We start from the raw sequence: 19,557 nt of genomic DNA on the forward strand, positions 1-19,557 counted from the left end.
GTTTCAAGCGTATCTGGCAATTGTCGTGACATCATCGATTGACAGACCCTTTGGGGTTATATGGTCAAGCGATGAAGCGCATACGGTGGATGCCTAGGCAGTCAGAGGCGATGAAAGACGTGGAAGCCTGCGATAAGGTTCGGCGAGGTGGCAAACGACCTGCGACCCGGACATCTCTGAATGGGGAAACCCACCCAAGGTAACTTGGGTATCTCATGTTGAATATATAGACATGAGAGGCGAACCGGGGGAACTGAAACATCTAAGTACCCCGAGGAAAAGAAATCAACCGAGATTCCCCTAGTAGCGGCGAGCGAACGGGGACCAGCCCTTAAGCAACACAACTGGTAGGTGAACAGATTGGGAAATCTGGCCATAGTGGGTGATAGCCCCGTAACCGAAACCTGAGTGTTGTGAAATCGAGTAGGTCGAGGCACGTGAAACCTTGACTGAAGACGGGGGGACCATCCTCCAAGGCTAAATACTCCTGACTGACCGATAGTGAACCAGTACCGTGAGGGAAAGGCGAAAAGAACCCCGGAGAGGGGAGTGAAATAGATCCTGAAACCGTATGCGTACAAGCAGTGGGAGCCAACTTGTTTGGTGACCGCGTACCTTTTGTATAATGGGTCAGCGACTTATTTTCAGTGGCGAGCTTAACCGTATAGGGGAGGCGTAGAGAAATCGAGTCTTAACTGGGCGACCAGTCGCTGGAAATAGACCCGAAACCGGGCGATCTATCCATGAGCAGGTTGAAGGTTGAGTAACATCAACTGGAGGACCGAACCAGGATCTGTTGAAAAAGATTTGGATGACTTGTGGATCGGAGTGAAAGGCTAATCAAGCCCGGAGATAGCTGGTTCTCCTCGAAAGCTATTTAGGTAGCGCCTCACGTATCACCGCCGGGGGTAGAGCACTGTTTCGGCTAGGGGGTCATCCCGACTTACCAACCCGAGGCAAACTCCGAATACCGGTGAGTGCAAGCGTGGGAGACACACAGCGGGTGCTAACGTCCGTTGTGAAAAGGGAAACAACCCAGACCGTCAGCTAAGGTCCCGAAATCCTGGTTAAGTGGGAAACGATGTGGGAAGGCTTAGACAGCTAGGAGGTTGGCTTAGAAGCAGCCATCCTTTAAAGAAAGCGTAATAGCTCACTAGTCGAGTCGGCCTGCGCGGAAGATGTAACGGGGCTCAAACCAGGTACCGAAGCTACGGGTTCGCCGAATGGCGAGCGGTAGAGGAGCGTCGTGTAAGCCGATGAAGGTGTGTTGAGAAGCATGCTGGAGGTATCACGAGTGCGAATGCTGACATGAGTAACGACAAGGGGAGTGAAAAACTCCCCCGCCGGAAGACCAAGGGTTTCTGTTCGACGCTAATCGGAGCAGAGTGAGTCGGCCCCTAAGGCGAGGCCGAAAGGCGTAGTCGATGGGAAACGGGTCAATATTCCCGTACCTCACAGTATTGCGATGGGGGGACGAAGAAGGCTAGGTGAGCCAGGCGTTGGTTGTCCTGGTGAAAGCCGGTAGGCTGAGGATTCAGGTAAATCCGGATCCTTAAGGCCGAGAGGCGAGACGAACTGACTACGGTCAGGAAGTCATCGATGCCACGCTTCCAGGAAAAGCCTCTAAGCTTCAGATACTGTGAGACCGTACCCCAAACCGACACAGGTGGTCAGGTAGAGAATACCAAGGCGCTTGAGAGAACTCGGGTGAAGGAACTAGGCAAAATGGTGCCGTAACTTCGGGAGAAGGCACGCCGCATTAGGGTGAAGGTCCTCGCGACCGGAGCCTGACGCGGTCGAAGATACCAGGTGGCTGCAACTGTTTATTAAAAACACAGCACTCTGCAAACGCGCAAGCGGACGTATAGGGTGTGACGCCTGCCCGGTGCCGGAAGGTTAAGTGATGGTGTTAGCTCACGCGAAGCTCCTGATCGAAGCCCCGGTAAACGGCGGCCGTAACTATAACGGTCCTAAGGTAGCGAAATTCCTTGTCGGGTAAGTTCCGACCTGCACGAATGGCGTAATGATGGCCACGCTGTCTCCACCCGAGACTCAGTGAAATTGAAATCGCAGTGAAGATGCTGTGTACCCGCGGCTAGACGGAAAGACCCCGTGAACCTTTACTACAGCTTCACACTGGACGCTGATGTTGCTTGTGTAGGATAGCTGGGAGGCTTTGAAACCCTGTCGCCAGATAGGGTGGAGCCAACCTTGAAATACCAGCCTGGCATCATTGGCGTTCTAACTCAGGACCGTAATCCGGTTCGAGGACCGTGTGTGGTGGGTAGTTTGACTGGGGCGGTCTCCTCCCAAAGAGTAACGGAGGAGCACGAAGGTACCCTCAGCACGGTTGGAAATCGTGCAGTGAGTGCAAGAGCATAAGGGTGCTTAACTGCGAGACAGACACGTCGAGCAGATACGAAAGTAGGTTCTAGTGATCCGGTGGTTCTGTATGGAAGGGCCATCGCTCAACGGATAAAAGGTACTCCGGGGATAACAGGCTGATACCGCCCAAGAGTTCACATCGACGGCGGTGTTTGGCACCTCGATGTCGGCTCATCACATCCTGGGGCTGAAGTCGGTCCCAAGGGTATGGCTGTTCGCCATTTAAAGTGGTACGCGAGCTGGGTTTAGAACGTCGTGAGACAGTTCGGTCCCTATCTGCCGTGGGCGTTGGAGATTTGAGAAGCGCTGCTCCTAGTACGAGAGGACCGGAGTGGACGTACCTCTGGTGTTCCGGTTGTCACGCCAGTGGCATTGCCGGGTAGCTATGTACGGACGGGATAACCGCTGAAAGCATCTAAGCGGGAAGCCCCCTTCAAGATGAGATCTCCCTGAGGCCTTGAGCCTCCTAAAGGACCCAGCAAGACCAGCTGGTTGATAGGCCGGGTGTGGAAGCGCTGCAAGGCGTTGAGCTAACCGGTACTAATGGTCCGTGAGGCTTGACCATATAACACCCAAAGGGTTTTGGTCGATGATGTCTCGAATCAATTGACGGATACGATGAAGCGTATCGTCAGCATGATATATATTGTCTTTTTTCCGCCTGACGACCATAGCGAGTGGGAACCACCTGATCCCTTGCCGAACTCAGAAGTGAAACCGCTCAGCGCCGATGGTAGTGTGGGGTCTCCCCATGCGAGAGTAGGTCATCGTCAGGCATTTATTCAGAAGAAGCCCAATTCCGAGAGGAGTTGGGCTTTTTCGCTTGCATGGGGCAGACCCCGCTTTTTATATGTGGGGCCGCACTGCGTGCGGTCCGGCCGCTCGCAGGCTCGCGTCGTTCGTCTCCCCTTGCGGCGTTGCCGCAAAAGCTCGGGGTGACTCACCCCCATGCGAGAAACATTGTTATCTTGGTGGCGTCATCCGAGAGTCTTCTGGGGAAAAGAGGTGGCCTGGACTACAGAACGATAGGCCGGCCCGTCCGTCAGGCATTTATTTAGAAGAAGCCCAATTCCGAGAGGAGTTGGGCTTCTTTCGTTTCTGCTTCCCATGCGGAATGCTGCTCTGGATGGAACAAAGGTGCTAAAGAAAGATCGAAATGGCATATTCATCGTACACAGAGCGAAGGAGGTGCCAGATGCAACGAATTCGTCATTCCGAGGGACGGCCACAGGTGACGGGGTTCTTCGATACCGCGACATCTAGCGTCCAGTACGTGGTCACGGACCCCGATACCAGACGGTGTGCCATCATCGATCCGGTGCTTGATTTCGATGCGGCCTCCGGTGCGACGTCCACCGCCAGCGCGGATGAACTGCTTGGCTACGTGAAGGAGCACGGCCTCGAAGCGGAGTGGGTGCTGGATACCCATCCCCATGCCGATCATCTGTCGGCGGCGCAGTATCTCAAGCAGCAGACGGGGGCGCCGGCGGCGATTGGGCAGAAGATCACCGAGGTACAGGCGCTGTGGAAGGATATCTATCATTGGCCGGAGCTGGCCTGCGACGGTAGTCAGTGGGACAGGCTGTGGGCCGAGGGGGATCGCTTTTTCATCGGTAGTCTCGAGGTCGAGGTGATGTTCTCTCCCGGGCATACCCTGGCGTCGGTGACCTACCACGTCGGTGATGCGGCCTTCGTCCACGACACCCTGTTTCAGCCTGACTTCGGCACGGCCCGGGCAGACTTTCCCGGTGGCGACGCTCAGGCGTTGTGGCAGTCGATACAGGACCTGCTTGCCTTGCCGGAAGATACCCGCATATTTACCGGGCACGACTATCGCCCTGGAGGCCGAGAGCCCCGGTGGGAGAGCACGGTGGCTGAGCAGCGCCGTGACAACATCCATCTCCAGGGTCAGCACGAGGCCGGCTACATCGCCATGCGCAATGGACGCGACCAGGACTTGCCGATGCCTGCGCTGATGCTGCCGTCACTCCAGGTGAATATTCTGGGAGGGCGTTTGCCCAAGGCAGAGTCCAACGGTCGTCGCTACCTCAAGATCCCACTCAACGCCTTTTAAGCGCCGTGACGGCTGCTGAGAGCGGCCTCCGAGAGCGGAGTCCATGAATATTTCTGCGGCGGGCGCTTGCCGATAGGGTCCGGTGAATATCATCCAGTGATGGTTCCTCGGGCCTTGCCCTTTCGTTATCGACGTCGTTATCGAGCGCGGGCGCTTGGGCATGCGTCTCTGGTGAAGTGTCTGCTTTCACGCTAGGTTGGTCAGACGGTGATTGGCTTGCAAGCTCACAAAGGAGGCAGCATGCCCCGTCTCGACCGCTATGGACTGGCGACGCGCACCATCCATGGCCAGCAACAGCGTGATCCCTTCGGCAGTCCCCATATGCCGATCTACGACACCACGACCTTCGCCTTCGATGATACGGCCTCTCTGCGAGAGGTCGGAGAAGGGAAGAAGCGTGGAGGATTCTATTCGCGCTATGGCATGAATCCGACGTTGTACGCCCTCGAGGACGTGTTGGCAGGACTGGAGGGCGCCGAGGCCGCCCTGAGTTTCAGTGCAGGGATGGGGGCCATCAGCGCCTTGCTGCTGGCCCACGGTAAAAAAGGGGTGGTGGGCTACGGTGAGATCTACGGTGGCACTCTGGGGCTGATGGCGAAGGGGTTGCCAAGCCTCGGTTATCCCGTCGACCTGGTGTTGGACAATGAAGATGACGCACTCGAGCGGAGGCTACGCGAGGGCATTGGTCTGGTCTTCGTGGAGACACCGAGCAACCCGACCCTTGCCATCACCGATATTGAAAAGCTGGCGAGGCAGGCGCACACCCATGGCGCACTGGTGGTGGTGGACAATACCTTTGCTACGCCGGTCAATCAGTTGCCGCTGCCACTCGGCGCGGATCTGGTAGTGCACAGTGCCACCAAGTATCTGGGAGGGCACAGTGATCTCACCGCGGGGGCGGTGATGGGCTCTCGGGCGTTGCTGGAGTCTATCGATTGGTGGCGTCAGTCGCTGGGCAGCGCACCATCGCCGCAGACAGCGTCAATGTTGTCGCGAAGCCTCAAGACCCTGTCGGTTCGAGTGGCGCAGCACAACCGTTCGGCCCAGACGATCGCCGAAACGCTGCAATCGCATGCGGCGGTACGTCGTGTCCACTATCCTGGCCTGGCGAGTCACCCCGGGCACGAGGTGGCCAGGCGGCAGATGCGTGGGTTCGGTGGCATGCTGACGCTCGAACTGGAGGCGGACCTTTCGTTGACGGAGAAGATCGCGGAATCGCTTCGCTGGTTTGCCTTGGCACCAAGCCTGGGTGGCGCCGAAAGTCTGGTGACTCAGCCCCGCACGACCACCCACGTGGACTTGAGCGACGAGGAACGCCAGCGCAGAGGTATTACGGACAGCATGTTGAGATTGTCGATAGGGCTCGAGGACGTGGAAGACCTGCTCGAGGATCTCGATCAGGCGCTGAGGCTTGCTTGAAGCAGCATGAAGAAGGTGGGGCAGGTCGACGCTATCTCGGCAGGGCGATCGTCTTGCCTGTATTTTTCAGCTTGGCCTGCGCGCGTCGGTGGTGACGCCGATCGTGTGGCGGGCGCTTATGCCTTCGGCTCCAGGGCGATTGATGGAGTCCAGTGTCAGGAGAAAGGGATGTTCGATACGCTTGGTCTTGCCCTGGTGATCGGTGTCGGGGGGACTGCCCTGCTTGATCTGTGGAATTGGCTGTTGAACAAGTTGATAAGGCAACCACTGCCACCCTGGCATCTGGTCGGCCGCTGGTTTTCGGGCTTGCCCAAGGGGAGACTGGTCCATCGGCAGGGGATCGCTTCCTCGCCTGCGATCGTCGGGGAGCTCGCCATCGGCTGGATCATGCACTACGTCGTGGGCGTGAGCTTTGCCCTGGCGTTGTTGTTGGTGTGGGGAGATGGCTGGGCGTTGGCACCGACCTTTGGCCCGGCCTTGATCGTGGGCCTGGTGACGGTAGGCGCGGGCTGGTTCATCCTGCAGCCTGGCATGGGAGTGGGGGTTGCCTGCTCGGGCGCTCCCAACCCGAGCCTCGCCCGCATGAACAACGTGGTGGGCCATATCGTCTTCGCCCTGGGCATGTATCTGGCGGCACGTCTGATCACGGCGGGCTGAGCAGATACCTTGGGGTGAAGCGAGGTTCCAGATAGACGGTCTGGGCCGTCAGAGCAATGCTCTCGAGTGCCTTGTTCAATCGCCCCGGTGTCAGATCGGCCCCCGCTGCAGCCAGGGCTTCTCCGAGCAGGGCGCCAAGGGCGTAGCCGCGCAGGGCTTCGGGCCCCTGATCGTGGAGGGCGGCCCAGCTCAGGGCGTCCTGGTGCGGTATGGCGAGGATCACCTCGTGGCCGGCTTCTGCCAGGGCAGCGGCGTGTTCGCCGAGATGATCCAGACAACCGACCAGGGTTCTGGGGGTGTCCAGCAGTTCACCATTTTCCAGTTCGTCGACAATATTGTCGCTGGCGACCAGGGTCACATCGGCTGCCGCCGAGAGCGGAAGACTCATGGTCATCAGCCGAAAGCGAAATTCGTCGCCAGGGCGGCCGAGCAGGCCCACGCGCTGTGCGCTGGTATTGCGCACTGCCTTGACGGCGGCCACCAGGCAGGCCGTCTGCAAGCGCTCTTCCAGCCGGTCGTCGATCTCGGTCAGGGTCGTCAACACGTCAGGCCGCGTCGTCACCTCGATACGTCGACCAAAAGCGCCGCCCTGGCTATTGAAGGCAGCAATGGCCGCGCTGAAGCCGATATCCAGGTCCGAATTTCCGGAGATGCCCACCAGCACACGTGTGGGTTCGATGCCGGTGTCCGTCGCCGCCGAGAGCTGTTGCAGGTGGTCGATCAGCGAGTCTAGAACGTCGTCGTCCAGTGCATAACGTGGCATCTGCGCAGACAGTCGGCGTTGATCGGGAGCGATGCCCTGACTCAGTGCCTTCAGCAGACTCGTTCGATCATAGCCAGGCTGGTGGTCTTCGCTGGTCAATGCCGTCCAATGGACAGCAGGTGCAGTGCCATCGATCCCCAGGCCATCGACACCGTGGCAGCTTGCACAGGAGGTATGAGGCGACTCGCCGTGGGTTCCCTGCTGGTAGAGGGTCTGTCCTGACGTCAGAGGAGGGGAGTCGGCGGCTCGGGCGGAAAGCACGATGCATGAGGCCATGACGGCAAGTCGAATGCTGGCTCTCAAGGCAGGGTGTCCTCCCGCTATTGCGTGTCCATGTACAGTAACGCAGCTTCCGAGTGACTGGGCAAGCTACCATCGTCCACCCCCCGGCTCCTTGGTGCCCACACACTGTAGCCGGAATTGCCGACTCAGGGCGGCCGACGGCCGAGTTTGTAGTCAGTCGACGTAGCCTCTGTCGGATGCTAACCGACAACCTGTCGGTGCGACTCGAGGTGTTCCCGAAGCGGCCCGATTTGGCACGTACCGAACAAGAATTTGCCAATTGGGTCCGCCCGAAAATGACGTCCGTCCCAATGCTGGCGGTCGCTACCTGGCGTCTCCTGGACGAGCCCGACCGGCTAGCGTCCTCAAGCGTTCGCAAAGCGCTCTCGCTGGTTCACTAAGCAAGCTTCCCTTGCGGGTCATCAGGCCGTAGGGCGCCAGGGTGCGTCCTAGCGACAGCGGCAGGGCCTGAATATGGCCCATGGCCAGGTGTTCACTCAGCACGCTCTCCGACATCACCATCAGGCAGTCGCTGCGCTGTACCAACTGCAAGGCGGCGAAAATCGAGCCGCACTCGATCACGTCGCGGGGGGAGACCAGGCCTTGAACCTCGAACGCCTTTTCTACTGCCTGGCGAGCCGGTGTGCTCAGCGGTTGCAGCAGCCAGGGCCAGTCGTCCAGCAATGCGGATAGTGGAGGGAGCTCTGGCTCAAGCAAGGGGTGTCCGCGCCGCACGACCGTCAGCAGGGTTTCTTCGCCGAGCGCCTCGAAGTCGAAGGCGTTGTGTTGCGAGGCAGTGGTGTAGCGGGCAATGGCCAACTCTATCTTGCCCTGATCAAGCAGCTCGGCCAGTTGGTCGCTGGTTTCGCCCATCAGTCGTATCTGCAGCAGCGGTCGGTCGCGCTTTAGCGCGATGATGGCATCGGCGACCAGATCCGGCGCTGCGCCCATGATGGCGCCCAACACCAGTTGCCCCTGGCCGCCCAACTGGTGACGACGAACCTCCTCGGCACAGCGGTCGAGGCGCGCCAGGGCGTTGTCGGCAAAGTCGATCAGCATCTCCCCGACACTGGTAGGCAACATGCCCCGCGACGTGCGCTTGAACAGCTGGCAGCCGAAAGCCCGTTCGATTTCACCCAGCATGCGCGTGGCGGCCGGCTGGGACATGTGCATGGCGTCGGCGGTCTGGTGAAGGTTCTTGCGGCGACCGAGGGTCGCGATCATCAAGAGATGCTTGTAGCGCAGGCGTGCCAGCAGGGCCTGATAGGCCTCCATCGAATCTCCTTGGAGTGGGAAGTGATACCTAAAGATTATGATCAGGTAGCGCGTGCTGATGCCTTAGACATTGGTCGAAATCATTATTGGAGAGCGATAAGCGGGAGGTTGCCGAAGGCCGCCTAGGGCTTGTCTGAAAAGTGCCTGCGCTCGGTAATACGGCGTTAAAAATCGGATCAAAATGCTCATTTACACCCCGTAAACTGCGCTTTCTCACCGATTTTTGCCTTGTCTAACCTTCGCTCGTCGACTTTTCGGACAGCGCCTAGGCACGGGCATTGCCCTCGGTCGATAACAAAAAGGTATCGGAAGAGCCGACTTTTCGATTGGTGTCGACGACCACGAGTTGGCTAGAAAGGAGTCATTCCAAGCGCATTATCCGAGGGAGAATCCCATGACCGATGTCACCATCAAGCAGGTTCGCGCCTACACCGTTCGCGGGGGCGGTGCCGACTATCATGACCAGGCCGAAGGGCACTGGATCGACGGGCAGATATCGACACCGATGAGCAAGTATCCGGAATACCGGATGAATCGCCGCAGCTTCGGGCTCAATGTGCTGGGCACCCTGGTGGTGGAGGTGGAGGCCAGCGATGGCACCGTGGGCTTTGCGGTGACCACCGCCGGCGAGATCGGCGCCTTTATCGTCGAGCGGCACCTGGCAAGATTTCTTGAGGGTCGCAAGATCACCGAGATCGAGAAGATGTGGGATCAGATGTTCAACGCCACCCTGTTCTATGGTCGCAAGGGCGTCGTGATCAACACCATCTCCGGGGTCGACCTGGCCCTCTGGGACCTGCTCGGCAAGGTGCGCGGCGAGCCGGTACACGAACTGCTGGGGGGCGCCGTGCGCGACGAGCTGCAGTTCTACGCCACTGGCGCGCGCCCGGATCTGGCCAGGGACATGGGTTTCATCGGTGGCAAGATGCCGCTTGCACATGGCCCTGCCGAAGGCAATGAGGGGCTGACCCGCAACCTTGAGCATCTGGCCGAGATGCGCTCGCGTGTCGGTGACGACTTCTGGCTGATGTACGACTGCTGGATGAGCCTGGATGTGAACTACGCTACACGACTGGCTCATGGAGCGAGCGAGCTGGGGCTCAAGTGGATCGAGGAGGCCCTGCCGCCGGACGATTACTGGGGCTATGCCGAGCTCAAGCGTAATGTGCCCAAGGGGATGCTGGTCAACACCGGTGAGCACGAGGCCACCCGTTGGGGCTTCCGTCTGCTGATGGAAATGGACTGCTGCGATGTCATTCAGCCTGACGTGGGCTGGTGCGGTGGGGTAACCGAACTGATCAAGATCTCGGCGCTGGCCGATGCCCACAACAAGCTGGTCGTGCCGCATGGCTCCTCGGTGTACAGCTATCACTTCGTTATCACCCGCCACAACAGTCCCTTTGCCGAGTTCCTGATGATGGCGCCCAAGGCCGATGAGGTGGTGCCGATGTTCCATCCGCTGCTGCTCGATGAGCCAGTACCGAGCCAGGGCCGCATGTCGGTGTCGGCGCTGGACAAGCCGGGTTTCGGGGTTCGCCTGAATCCCGAATGCGAGCTCAGTCGTCCCTATACCCATTGAGCAGCGGCGTCGATGGTGACGTCAGGGAGGCCCCATGGAATTGAAAGCCTTTCGCATGAACCTGTTCCCCGGCCAGCATCAGGAGTACCGCCGTCGCCACGACGCGTTGTGGCCGGAGTTGGGCCAGGCGCTGGCCGACGCCGGGGTGATTGACTACCGGATCTTTCTGGACAGCGATCGCCACACCCTGTTTGCGGTGATGCAGCTGGCCGAGGGCCACTCCGTCGATGACTTGCCGGAGCTCCCCGTCATGCGTCGCTGGTGGGCGCACATGGCCGATATCATGGACACCCATCCAGACGATTCGCCTGTTGTGGTGGGTCTCGAGGAAGTCTTTGCCTTCGTTCCAGGAGCCACCTCATGAGCGCCATCTCGATTGTCGATCCCCATCTCCACTATTGGTCACTGGCCAGCGGTAACCAGCCCTGGCTGGAAAACCCGGTACCCAATCTGCTGGGGGACTACTCGCCGATGGCGCAGGATCATCTGCCGGAGGATCTTGAGCGCGCGCGAGGTGAGGTCGATATCCAGGCCTGTGTCCACGTGGAGGCCGATGCGGTCGATGCGGTGGCGGAAACCCGCTGGTTGGCCGAGGTGATCGCCAGCGGAGCACGGCTGGCGCCCGATGCTCTGGTGGTCGGGGTCGACCTGTCACGTGGGGATGCCGAAGAGCAGCTCGATGCTCAGCGCGAGCTGAGCGATCGGGTATGTGGCGTACGTCAGATCCTGAACGTTCATGACGATCCACTGTTCGACTACGTCGGGCGTGACTACGTCAGCGAGCCAGGCTGGCGAAGCAATCTACGCATGCTGGCATCGCGGGGGCTGTCCTTCGACCTGCAGATCTACCCGAGCCAGATGGCCCAGGCGGCTGCGCTGGCACGTGAATGCGACGACATCCTTTTCGTGCTCAATCACGCGGGCATGTACGTGGACCGACAGCATCTCGATGGCTGGCGTGCCTGGCGGGATGGACTACGTGAGCTGGCGGCCTGCGACAACGTCATGATCAAGCTCAGTGGCTTCGGCATGCTCGACCATCGGTGGACGCGAGACGCGGTAGTGCCACTGGTGTGGGAGGCCATCGATGCCTTCGGTATCGAGCGGGCCATGTTCGCCTCCAACTTCCCGGTGGACGGCCTGTACGCCGGCTATGAAGACATCTGGCGGACCTACCTCGAGATCGTGACGGGCGTCTCAGACAGCGAGCGCGATGCCCTGTTCCGCGACAACGCCAGACGCTGCTATCGACTGTGAGCGGTATCTCGCTCGCCGCCTCCGGCCCATCTGGATGCTTTGACCCCTCTATTTCAGGAGAACGCCATGTTGCTCAACGACAAGACCGTCATCATCACCGGTGCCTCGCGCGGCATCGGTGCCGCAGCGGCGCTGGAGTGTGCCCGCCAGGGTGCTGATCTGGTCATCAGCTACAGCGGTAGTCCTTCCAGCAAGGGCCAGGTCGATGAATTGATTCAACAGATTGAAGCGCTGGGGCGAAAGGCCGTGGCCGTGGGTGCCCCGGCAGAAGATCCTGACACCGGCGAGGCGCTGGTGGCAGCGGCGGTGGAGCACTTCGGCGGCGTTGACGTGTTCGTCAACAATGCCGGCATCTGCCCCTTCCACAGCTTTCTCGACATGCCCCGCGAGACCTATCTGAAGACCGTGGATACCAACCTCAATGGTGCCTACTTCGCGGTTCAGGCGGCGGCCAAGCAAATGAAGGAGCAGGGCCGAGGCGGGGCGATCATCGCGGTCAGTTCGATCAGCGCCCTGGTGGGCGGCGCCATGCAGACCCACTACACGCCGACGAAAGCTGGCCTGTTGTCGCTGATGCAGTCCTGCGCGGTGGCGCTGGGGCCCTACGGCATTCGCTGCAACGCGGTGCTGCCCGGCACCATCGAGACCGACATCAATCGAGACGATCTCAGCGACGACGGAAAACGCCAGTACATGGAGTCGCGGACGCCGCTGGGACGTCTCGGAAACCCGGATGATCTGGCCGGACCCATCGTCTTTCTGGCCTCCGACATGGCCCGCTACGTCACCGGCGCCTCGCTGCTGGTAGATGGTGGCATGTTCGTCAACCTGCAGTAGCGACGGCGACACCACAGCGGCCTTGATAGTAATGGACACACGACCTTGACCTGGAGCTTGACCATGCAACTTCCCGACAACCGTTTTCGCGCCGGTCTTGAGTGCGATGCCGTCCAGTTCGGACTGTGGTCCGGCTTTGCCAGCGGCTACTGCGCCGAAATCGAGGCGGGCCTTGGCTACGACTGGATGCTGATCGACGGCGAGCATGCGCCTAATACGGTGCCCCAGATTCTGGCCCAGCTGCAGGCGGTGGCGGGGTATCCGGTGGCGCCGGTGGTGCGCTGCGTCAATCACGACCCGTCGTTGATCAAGCAGTTGCTCGACATCGGAACCCAGACGCTGATGGTGCCCATGGTGGAAACAGAGGCCCAGGCGCGCGCGTTGGTGGCGGCCATGCGCTATCCGCCTCATGGCAAGCGGGGTGTCGGTGGCGGGCTGGTGCGGGCCACGCGGTGGGACGATGTCGAGGACTATCTGACGTTGGCCCATCGGGAGCTGTGTCTGATCGTACAGGTCGAATCCGCCTCCGGCGTCGACAATGCCGCCGCCATCGCTGCGGTGGAGGGCGTGGATGCGGTGTTCATCGGCCCGGCGGATCTTTCGTCGGCGCTGGGACACCCCGGTGATCCGGGCCATCCCGAGGTGCAGCAGGCGATCGCTGCCACCATCGAGACCGTCAAAGCGGCGGGCAAGGCGGTGGGGATTCTCGCTCCGCAGGAAGACGATGCCCGCCGCTACATCGGCCTTGGCTGCGACTTCGTCGCCGTGTCGATCGATGTCAGCCTGCTGCGCCAGGCGGCGAGGGCGTCACTGGCGAGGTTTGACGAGGCGGCGGGGGGCAGCGCTACCGCGGGCGCTTCGCGCACCTACTGACGCAGACTCGTCCCACCACACCATCCGACAACGACAAGACAGGAACACAGACATGAGCCAGATTCCGACTCACCAGAACTTTATCGACGGCGCCTTCGTCGACTCGCCCGACCACCTGGAGGTGTTCAACCCGGCCAATGGCGATCTGCTGTCACGCATTCCCGAATCCGACGGTGAGCAGGTGGAGCGAGCCATCGGTGCGGCACGTGATGCCCAGAAAGCCTGGGCGGCGTTGCCGGCGATCGAGCGGGCCGGCTACCTGCGCCGAATCGCCGAGCGTATTCGTCAGGACGTACCACGGCTTTCGCGCATGATCACCGAGGAGCAGGGCAAGGTGAGCGGTCTGGCCGAGGTGGAGGTGAACTTCACCGCCGACTACCTGGATTACATGGCCGAGTGGGCGCGGCGCATCGAAGGCGAGGTGATCGAGAGCGATCGGCCCAACGAGACCATCCTGATGCTGCGAAAGCCTCTGGGGGTGGTGGCAGGAATACTGCCCTGGAACTTCCCGTTTTTCCTGATCGCCCGCAAGATGGCGCCGGCCCTTGTGACCGGCAATACCATCGTCATCAAGCCCAGCGAAGAGACGCCCAACAACTGCTTCGCCTTTGCCCGCATCGTCGAGGAGGTGGGGCTGCCCAGGGGCGTATTCAACGTGGTCAGTGGTACCGGTGGCAGCGTCGGGCAGGCGCTCAGTGACAGTTCACGGGTCGACCTGATCAGCTTTACCGGCAGCGTCGCCACCGGTTCACGGATCATGCAGAGTGCCTCGCGCCACCTGACCAAGCTCAATCTGGAGCTTGGTGGCAAGGCGCCGGCCATCGTCCTCGGTGACGCCGATCTTGAGCTGGCGGTGAAGGCCATCCGCGCCTCGCGCATTATCAATACCGGCCAGGTCTGCAACTGCGCCGAACGGGTCTATGTCGAGCGCAGCGTGGCCGACGAGTTTATCGAGCGAATGTCTCGGGCGATGGACGCCACCACCTATGGCGATCCTCTGGCCCAGCCCGACGTGGAAATGGGGCCGCTGATCAATCAGGCAGGCCTGACCAAGGTCGATGCGATGGTGAAGCAGGCGGTAGGAGAGGGGGCCGAATTGGTCAGCGGAGGCAGCGTCGCCGATCTGGGCAAGGGGCATCACTATCGACCCACGGTGCTGGCCGGTTGCCGCGACGACATGGCCATCATGCGTCAGGAGATCTTCGGCCCGGTGCTGCCCATTCAGGTGGTGGAGGACATGGACGAGGCTATCGCCCTGGCCAACGACTCCGAGTACGGCCTGACCTCTTCGATCTATACCCGCAGCCTGGCCAACGCCATGCGTGCCTGCCGCGAGATCGACTACGGCGAGACCTACATCAACCGCGAAAACTTCGAGGCCCTGCAGGGCTTCCACGCTGGGGTGCGCAAGTCCGGCATCGGCGGCGCCGACGGCAAGCACGGACTCTACGAGTACACCCACACCCAGGTCGTCTACCTGGAGGCCTGAGCGGCAGGCAGTGACGGCAAAGGGTCGGGAGTGACGGTGTGCGAGAGGCCACCTGTCGCGTCATCAGCGACAGGATCGCCATTCACTCCCGATGGCAGCCAACATTCCCCGAAGAGAACAAGATCATGACCGATTCTACATCGACCGAGCCGCGCGGCTCGGCGGGAGCGGCCGGCCTTGAGCGAGTGCCGCCCAGCCAGCAGTTGAGCGGCAAGTACTTTCTGGCGGCGTATTCCGGTGAGCATATCGCCGGTACCGAGTTCGTCATCGGCGCCGCGCTGGTGTCGCTGGGGGTAGGGACCAGCGACCTGATCTGGGGGCTGATCCTGGGTAACCTGATGGCGGTGCTTTCCTGGGCCTGGGTCTGTGCACCGGTGGCGGTGCGGGCTCGCATGACCGTGTACGACTACCTAGGGCGGGTGGCCGGTCGACGCTTTTCGGCGGCCTTCAATCTGGTCAACGGTTTGTTCTTCATGATACTCGGCGGCGCCATGATCACGGTGTCGGCCTCGGCCTTTCGGGTGCTGACCGATATTCCGCCGCAGACCGCCTGGTACCCACAGAGCTTGAGCTTCGTCGCACTGGCCCTGGCGGTAGGGGCGGTCACGGTCTGGATGGTGATGAAAGGCTTCAAGCTGATCGCCAACTTCGCCAGTGTCTGCGCGCCCTGGATGATCGTGCTCTTTCTCGCCAGCGGTATTCTGTGCCTGCCGGTGTTGCTTGATCATGGCGCGGCAAACGGCCTGACCGGTCTCGGCGATGTGCTCGATGCGCTGGTGTGGACCGGGGTGACGCCTGAGGGTGATCCGGGCCTGTCGGTGTGGGTGATCGCGGCCTGGGCCTGGAGCGTCAATCTGCCCCTGCACCTGGGCATGAGTGACATGAGCACCTTGCGGTTCGCGCGCAAGGCATCCTACGGCTACTTTTCTGCCTCGGGCATGTTCATCGGTCACTTCATGGCCTGGCTGTGCGCGGGCTTGATGGGGGCGGCAGCGGCACTGTTGCTGAAGTCGACGCTGGTAGAGCTGGATCCTGGCGCGGTTGCCTTCCGCGTACTGGGGGCGATGGGGCTGCTGGCGGTGGTAGTGGCCGGCTGGACCACCTCCATTCCAAGTCTGTATCGCGCGGGGCTCGCGTTTCAGGCGCTGTTCACGCGTCACGATCCTGACCGTGTCACTCTGGCGGTGGGCGTGGTCACCACGGTAGTAGCCTGCTTTCCCTTTGCGTTTACCCAACTCCTCAACGTGCTGTCCTATTTCATCATCCTGATGGCGCCGGTCGGCGCGATCATCGCCGCTGAACACTTCGTCCTGCCACGCCTCGGAATAGCGCCGTTCTGGCGCCACCGGCAACAGCGTGTGGACAATCTGCCGGCGATACTGACCTGGGCCGGGGCATTGTTGCTGGCACTGGGACTGCTGCTTCAAGGATCGCTGCACCTTTTCACCATCTTCATCCCGGTGTGGGCGCTTTCGTTTATCGCCTATCCGTTGCTGTGTCGTGTCATGGGGAGCCTTCGTTGCTCCACGCAAGACCCCTGGGAGGAGGCCTATGGTCCCATCGAGGTCAGCGAGAGCGAACCGGTCGCGCTGCCTGCTCCGGTGTCGACCAGACAGCCGAGCTTCGTGATCGCGGTGGCATGCCTGGCGGTGATTCTGGCCATGTCGCTGTGGCCCTGGCTGGGGGCCGGCGCGCCGGCCGATTTCCTCGAGACCTATCAGTGGTGGATCGTGCCGCCAACCCTGGTGTACTTCGTCAGTGCCATGCTCTGGTTGCGTACCCGGCGTCAGCCGGACCGGCAGCAAGTCTCTGTCTAGGCGGAGAAGGAGTCGGGGACAGACTCGGTAGACTTAGGCGATCGTAGGCTTCGGGTTGCGAATCTTGAACAATAAAACCATCCTTGTATAAGTTTGGTATATGGAAGGCCGTGACATCGCCATGGAATAGACGCCGTTGACGGCGCGACCCTGGCACCGCTTCGACAAGGAGGAAGAAATCCGTGACCATCTTTGAAGCCCTGCGTGAGAGCCACGACAAGCAGCGCCGCCTGCTCCAACTGCTGGTGGAGACCGAAGGTGACAGTGACGGGCGCGATGAGCTGTTCAAGCGCGTCAAGGAGGAGCTCGAGAACCACGCTGGCGCAGAAGAGCGGGCCCTGTACATGCCGATGATGGAGCATGACATGACCCAGGAGAAGGCGCGGCACAGCGTGGCCGAGCACCACGAGATCGATGAGCTGATCGAGGCCCTCGAGACGACCGACTACAGTTCACCGGGCTGGCTTGCCAGCGCCAGGAAGCTGCAGCATCTGGTCACTCATCACCTCGACGAGGAAGAGCAGGAGGTGTTCCAGCTGGCTGGGCGTGCCTTTGACGATGCCACCAAGGCCAACCTCGCCGAAGAGTACCTGCAGGACATGCAGGATCGGGAAGCCGGCTGAAGGCAGACGCTTTCCAAGCCGCTTGCACAAAAGGCGCTGGAGGGAACTCCAGCGCCTTTTTCATGGAGAGCCATCAGACAGCCATATGGTCGCAGAATGGTCAGCTGTCTTGCTGCTCGTCGAGCAGGTGGCTCAGGGCGTCCTTGCGGTTTTCGTAGATGTGCGGTGCATCGGCACGGCGCTCCAGCGCGTCGCCGAGCTTGAGGCGCAGGAAGGCACTGGTGGTGTAGCGAGTGACGCGCTCGTAGAAGCGCTCGGACAATCCGCAGATCATTTCGGTGTAGCGCTCGACCAGGTGCGGCGCGATGGTGAAGTTGTCGTAGTTGACGATGGCGTAGACGGGGCGGTCGAGTGGTGCAAGCAGGCGTTCAACCTCCCGTTCGATGGTGGCGATGGTGTCATCGTCGTTGACCGCCAGTCCCTCGAAGTTGATGAAGAACTGGTGGGTGTCGAGATCGACGCTCAAGCGCTCGGCGATCGGGCGCTCCAGCAGGGTCTCGAGCAGGTCCATGGAGGCGCTGTCGAACAGGCGCGGATCCATGGTGGCAAGGTGATCGTCGATATGTGGCCGAAAGTCCATCAGCGCCAGGATGTCGCGCTCCAGCTCTACACCCGGGGCGATCTCGATCAGCGTCAGCCCTTGCGCGCGCAGTTCGAATACGCAGCGCTCGGTGACATAGAGCACCGGCTGGCCGCGCTTCGCCGCCAGCGGGCCGCTGAAGGTGCGGTGTTCGACGCGCTCGACAAACTTGCGCTGGCTGCCGTCGGTGTCGATCTTGAGCCTTCCCGCGTCGATGGAAAGCTGGGCACCTGCGGTGAAGGTGCCGACGAACACCAGTCGCTTGTCGTTCTGGCTGATGTTGATAAAGCCGCCGGCGCCGGCAAGCCTGGGGCCGAAACGGCTGACGTTGACGCTGCCCTGCTGGTCGACCTGGGCAAGACCGAGAAAGGCGATATCCAGTCCGCCGCCGTCGTAGAAGTCGAACTGACTGGGCTGGTCGATGATCGCCTGGGTATTGATGGCGGCGCCGAAGTCGAGCCCGCCCGCCGGCAGGCCGCCGATGACGCCGGGCTCGGCGGTCAGCGTCAGGTATTCGAGCAGTCCTTCCTCGTTGGCCACGTTGGCGATGCCCTCGGGCATACCGATGCCCAGATTGACGATGCTGTTGGGCCGAAGCTCGAAGGCGGCGCGACGGGCGATGACCTTGCGCTCGGTCAGCGAGAGGCTGGCGATGTCATTCATCGGCACCTTCAGTTCGCCGGCGAAGGCGCGACTGTATTGGGTGGCGAAGGTCTGCCAGTGATGCTCGGGCTGTGCCAGCACCACGGCGTCGACCAGCACGCCGGGGATCTTCACGTCCTTGGCCTTGAGGGTGCCTCGTTCGGCCAGACTCTCGACCTGGACGATGACGATGCCTCCGGAGTTGTGCACCGCCATGGCAATGGCCTGCATCTCCAGAAACAGCGCCTCACGCTCCATCGTCACATTGCCGTCGGCGTCGGCGGTGGTCCCGCGCAATAGCGCGACCTGAATCGGCTGAGCCTGGTAGAACAGGTACTCCTCGCCATCGATGGGCATCAGCCGCACGCGATCCTCGGTGGTGCGCTCGTTGATCTTGCCGCCCCCCTGGCGTGGGTCGACAAAGGTATCGAGCCCCACCTTGGTCAGGGTGCCCGGCTTGCCGGCGGCGGTGTCGCGAAATAGATGGGAGATCACGCCCTGTGGCAGGTTGTAGGCCTCGATCTGGTTGTCGATGGCCAGCTTCTGCAAGCGCGGTACCAGCCCCCAGTGGCCTCCGATGACGCGCTTGAGCAGTCCCGGGTGACCGAAGTGATCGACGCCACGCCCCTTGCCGTCGCCCTGGCCGGCGGCGTAGATCAGCGTCAGGTCACGAGGATGGCCGGACTCCACGAAGCGTTGCTCCAGCGCTACCGCCAGTGCCTCGGGAAAGGCCACCCCGACGAAGCCGCCGGTGGCAAGGCTGTCGCCGTCACGGATCAGCTGTACCGACTCCTCGGCACTGACCACCTTGTTGCGTTGGCGACTGACGCTGGGAGGAGTGCGATGGGGCATGGGTGTTCCTTTTCAAGCCATGGGGATAGGGGGCACGTCGGCACGCAGAGCCTATGGACCAGTGTGAGCGACATGAAGGCGGCGAGAGGTCGAGATGCTTGACGGTGCAAAGGAGAGAGTCGTTGCTTGGCCCTTGAAGTCAGTCGCTGACTG

General features: G+C 61.1%; 14 protein-coding genes and 2 rRNA genes. 13 read left to right on the plus strand and 3 right to left on the minus strand.

Annotated elements, in window-relative coordinates:
• Positions 1-62 precede the first annotated feature (62 nt).
• From NKF27_RS06950 to NKF27_RS06970, 5 genes are all read left to right on the plus strand, one after another.
• Positions 63-2,950: ribosomal RNA gene (locus NKF27_RS06950) — 23S ribosomal RNA — on the plus strand.
• A 95-nt stretch (positions 2,951-3,045) separates the two neighbouring features.
• Positions 3,046-3,161, plus strand: a 5S ribosomal RNA gene (gene rrf / locus NKF27_RS06955).
• 419 nt (positions 3,162-3,580) lie between these two features.
• A complete protein-coding gene (locus NKF27_RS06960; protein WP_253555852.1) occupies positions 3,581-4,459 on the plus strand; it encodes an MBL fold metallo-hydrolase in 879 nt (292 codons plus the stop codon).
• A gap of 240 nt (positions 4,460-4,699) precedes the next feature.
• Entirely contained in the window at positions 4,700-5,878 is a 1,179-nt protein-coding gene (locus NKF27_RS06965; RefSeq protein WP_253555854.1) for a PLP-dependent aspartate aminotransferase family protein, read from the plus strand.
• Between the two features lie 168 nt (positions 5,879-6,046).
• Positions 6,047-6,535 (plus strand): DUF2938 family protein, encoded by a 489-nt coding sequence (locus NKF27_RS06970; protein ID WP_253555856.1) that lies wholly within the window; start codon positions 6,047-6,049, stop codon positions 6,533-6,535.
• Here NKF27_RS06970 and NKF27_RS06975 read toward each other — a convergent pair.
• Positions 6,522-7,601: a cytochrome c gene (locus tag NKF27_RS06975; protein ID WP_253555857.1), complete on the minus strand. Its 1,080-nt coding sequence runs from the start codon at positions 7,599-7,601 to the stop codon at positions 6,522-6,524. The genes NKF27_RS06970 and NKF27_RS06975 overlap by 14 nt on opposite strands.
• 303 nt (positions 7,602-7,904) lie before the next feature.
• Positions 7,905-8,855 carry a LysR family transcriptional regulator gene (locus tag NKF27_RS06980; RefSeq protein ID WP_108132574.1) on the minus strand — a complete coding sequence of 317 codons (951 nt, stop codon included), beginning with the start codon at positions 8,853-8,855 and terminating at the stop codon, positions 7,905-7,907.
• A gap of 394 nt (positions 8,856-9,249) precedes the next feature.
• Between NKF27_RS06980 and rhmD the strand changes: the two genes are divergently transcribed.
• The 8 genes from rhmD (at position 9,250) to NKF27_RS07020 (ending at position 17,330) form a co-directional block, all read left to right on the plus strand.
• Complete coding sequence (rhmD, locus tag NKF27_RS06985; RefSeq protein ID WP_213230559.1) at positions 9,250-10,434, plus strand: L-rhamnonate dehydratase; 1,185 nt, start codon at positions 9,250-9,252, stop codon at positions 10,432-10,434.
• Between the two features lie 34 nt (positions 10,435-10,468).
• Positions 10,469-10,798, plus strand: a complete 330-nt coding sequence (rhaM, locus tag NKF27_RS06990; protein ID WP_253555858.1) for an L-rhamnose mutarotase — start codon at positions 10,469-10,471, stop codon at positions 10,796-10,798.
• The gene (locus NKF27_RS06995) at positions 10,795-11,691 is read left to right on the plus strand and encodes an amidohydrolase (RefSeq protein WP_253555859.1); all 897 of its coding nucleotides are present in this window, start codon (positions 10,795-10,797) and stop codon (positions 11,689-11,691) included. Before rhaM ends, NKF27_RS06995 begins: the two co-directional genes overlap by 4 nt.
• Positions 11,692-11,757: 66 nt before the next feature.
• Complete coding sequence (locus NKF27_RS07000; protein ID WP_253555860.1) at positions 11,758-12,528, plus strand: SDR family NAD(P)-dependent oxidoreductase; 771 nt, start codon at positions 11,758-11,760, stop codon at positions 12,526-12,528.
• A 63-nt stretch (positions 12,529-12,591) separates the two neighbouring features.
• Entirely contained in the window at positions 12,592-13,401 is an 810-nt protein-coding gene (locus NKF27_RS07005; RefSeq protein ID WP_253555861.1) for an aldolase/citrate lyase family protein, read from the plus strand.
• 52 nt (positions 13,402-13,453) lie between these two features.
• Entirely contained in the window at positions 13,454-14,890 is a 1,437-nt protein-coding gene (gene aldA, locus NKF27_RS07010) for an aldehyde dehydrogenase (protein ID WP_253555862.1), read from the plus strand.
• Positions 14,891-15,015: 125 nt separating this feature from the next.
• Entirely contained in the window at positions 15,016-16,707 is a 1,692-nt protein-coding gene (locus tag NKF27_RS07015) for a hypothetical protein (RefSeq protein WP_253555863.1), read from the plus strand.
• A gap of 182 nt (positions 16,708-16,889) precedes the next feature.
• Entirely contained in the window at positions 16,890-17,330 is a 441-nt protein-coding gene (locus NKF27_RS07020) for a hemerythrin domain-containing protein (protein ID WP_253555865.1), read from the plus strand.
• A gap of 100 nt (positions 17,331-17,430) precedes the next feature.
• Here the strand turns inward: NKF27_RS07020 and NKF27_RS07025 are convergent, their stop codons facing one another.
• The gene (locus NKF27_RS07025; protein WP_253555867.1) at positions 17,431-19,404 is read right to left on the minus strand and encodes an acyl CoA:acetate/3-ketoacid CoA transferase; all 1,974 of its coding nucleotides are present in this window, start codon (positions 19,402-19,404) and stop codon (positions 17,431-17,433) included.
• Positions 19,405-19,557 lie beyond the last annotated feature (153 nt).

This window comes from Halomonas sp. DN3 (genome assembly GCF_024137905.1).
GTDB lineage: Bacteria > Pseudomonadota > Gammaproteobacteria > Pseudomonadales > Halomonadaceae > Halomonas > Halomonas litopenaei.

Excerpts from the sequence above, each read along its gene's own strand:
- NKF27_RS06970 (WP_253555856.1), top strand. The coding sequence starts at position 6,047 with ATGTTCGATACGCTTGGTCTTGCCCTGGTGATCGGTGTCGGGGGGACT.
- NKF27_RS07015 (WP_253555863.1), top strand. The coding sequence starts at position 15,016 with ATGACCGATTCTACATCGACCGAGCCGCGCGGCTCGGCGGGAGCGGCC.
- NKF27_RS07000 (WP_253555860.1), top strand. The coding sequence starts at position 11,758 with ATGTTGCTCAACGACAAGACCGTCATCATCACCGGTGCCTCGCGCGGC.
- NKF27_RS06995 (WP_253555859.1), top strand. The coding sequence starts at position 10,795 with ATGAGCGCCATCTCGATTGTCGATCCCCATCTCCACTATTGGTCACTG.
- rhaM (WP_253555858.1), top strand. The coding sequence starts at position 10,469 with ATGGAATTGAAAGCCTTTCGCATGAACCTGTTCCCCGGCCAGCATCAG.
- NKF27_RS06960 (WP_253555852.1), top strand. The coding sequence starts at position 3,581 with ATGCAACGAATTCGTCATTCCGAGGGACGGCCACAGGTGACGGGGTTC.
- aldA (WP_253555862.1), top strand. The coding sequence starts at position 13,454 with ATGAGCCAGATTCCGACTCACCAGAACTTTATCGACGGCGCCTTCGTC.
- rhmD (WP_213230559.1), top strand. The coding sequence starts at position 9,250 with ATGACCGATGTCACCATCAAGCAGGTTCGCGCCTACACCGTTCGCGGG.
- NKF27_RS07025 (WP_253555867.1), bottom strand. The coding sequence starts at position 19,404 with ATGCCCCATCGCACTCCTCCCAGCGTCAGTCGCCAACGCAACAAGGTG.
- NKF27_RS07005 (WP_253555861.1), top strand. The coding sequence starts at position 12,592 with ATGCAACTTCCCGACAACCGTTTTCGCGCCGGTCTTGAGTGCGATGCC.
- NKF27_RS06980 (WP_108132574.1), bottom strand. The coding sequence starts at position 8,855 with ATGGAGGCCTATCAGGCCCTGCTGGCACGCCTGCGCTACAAGCATCTC.
- NKF27_RS06965 (WP_253555854.1), top strand. The coding sequence starts at position 4,700 with ATGCCCCGTCTCGACCGCTATGGACTGGCGACGCGCACCATCCATGGC.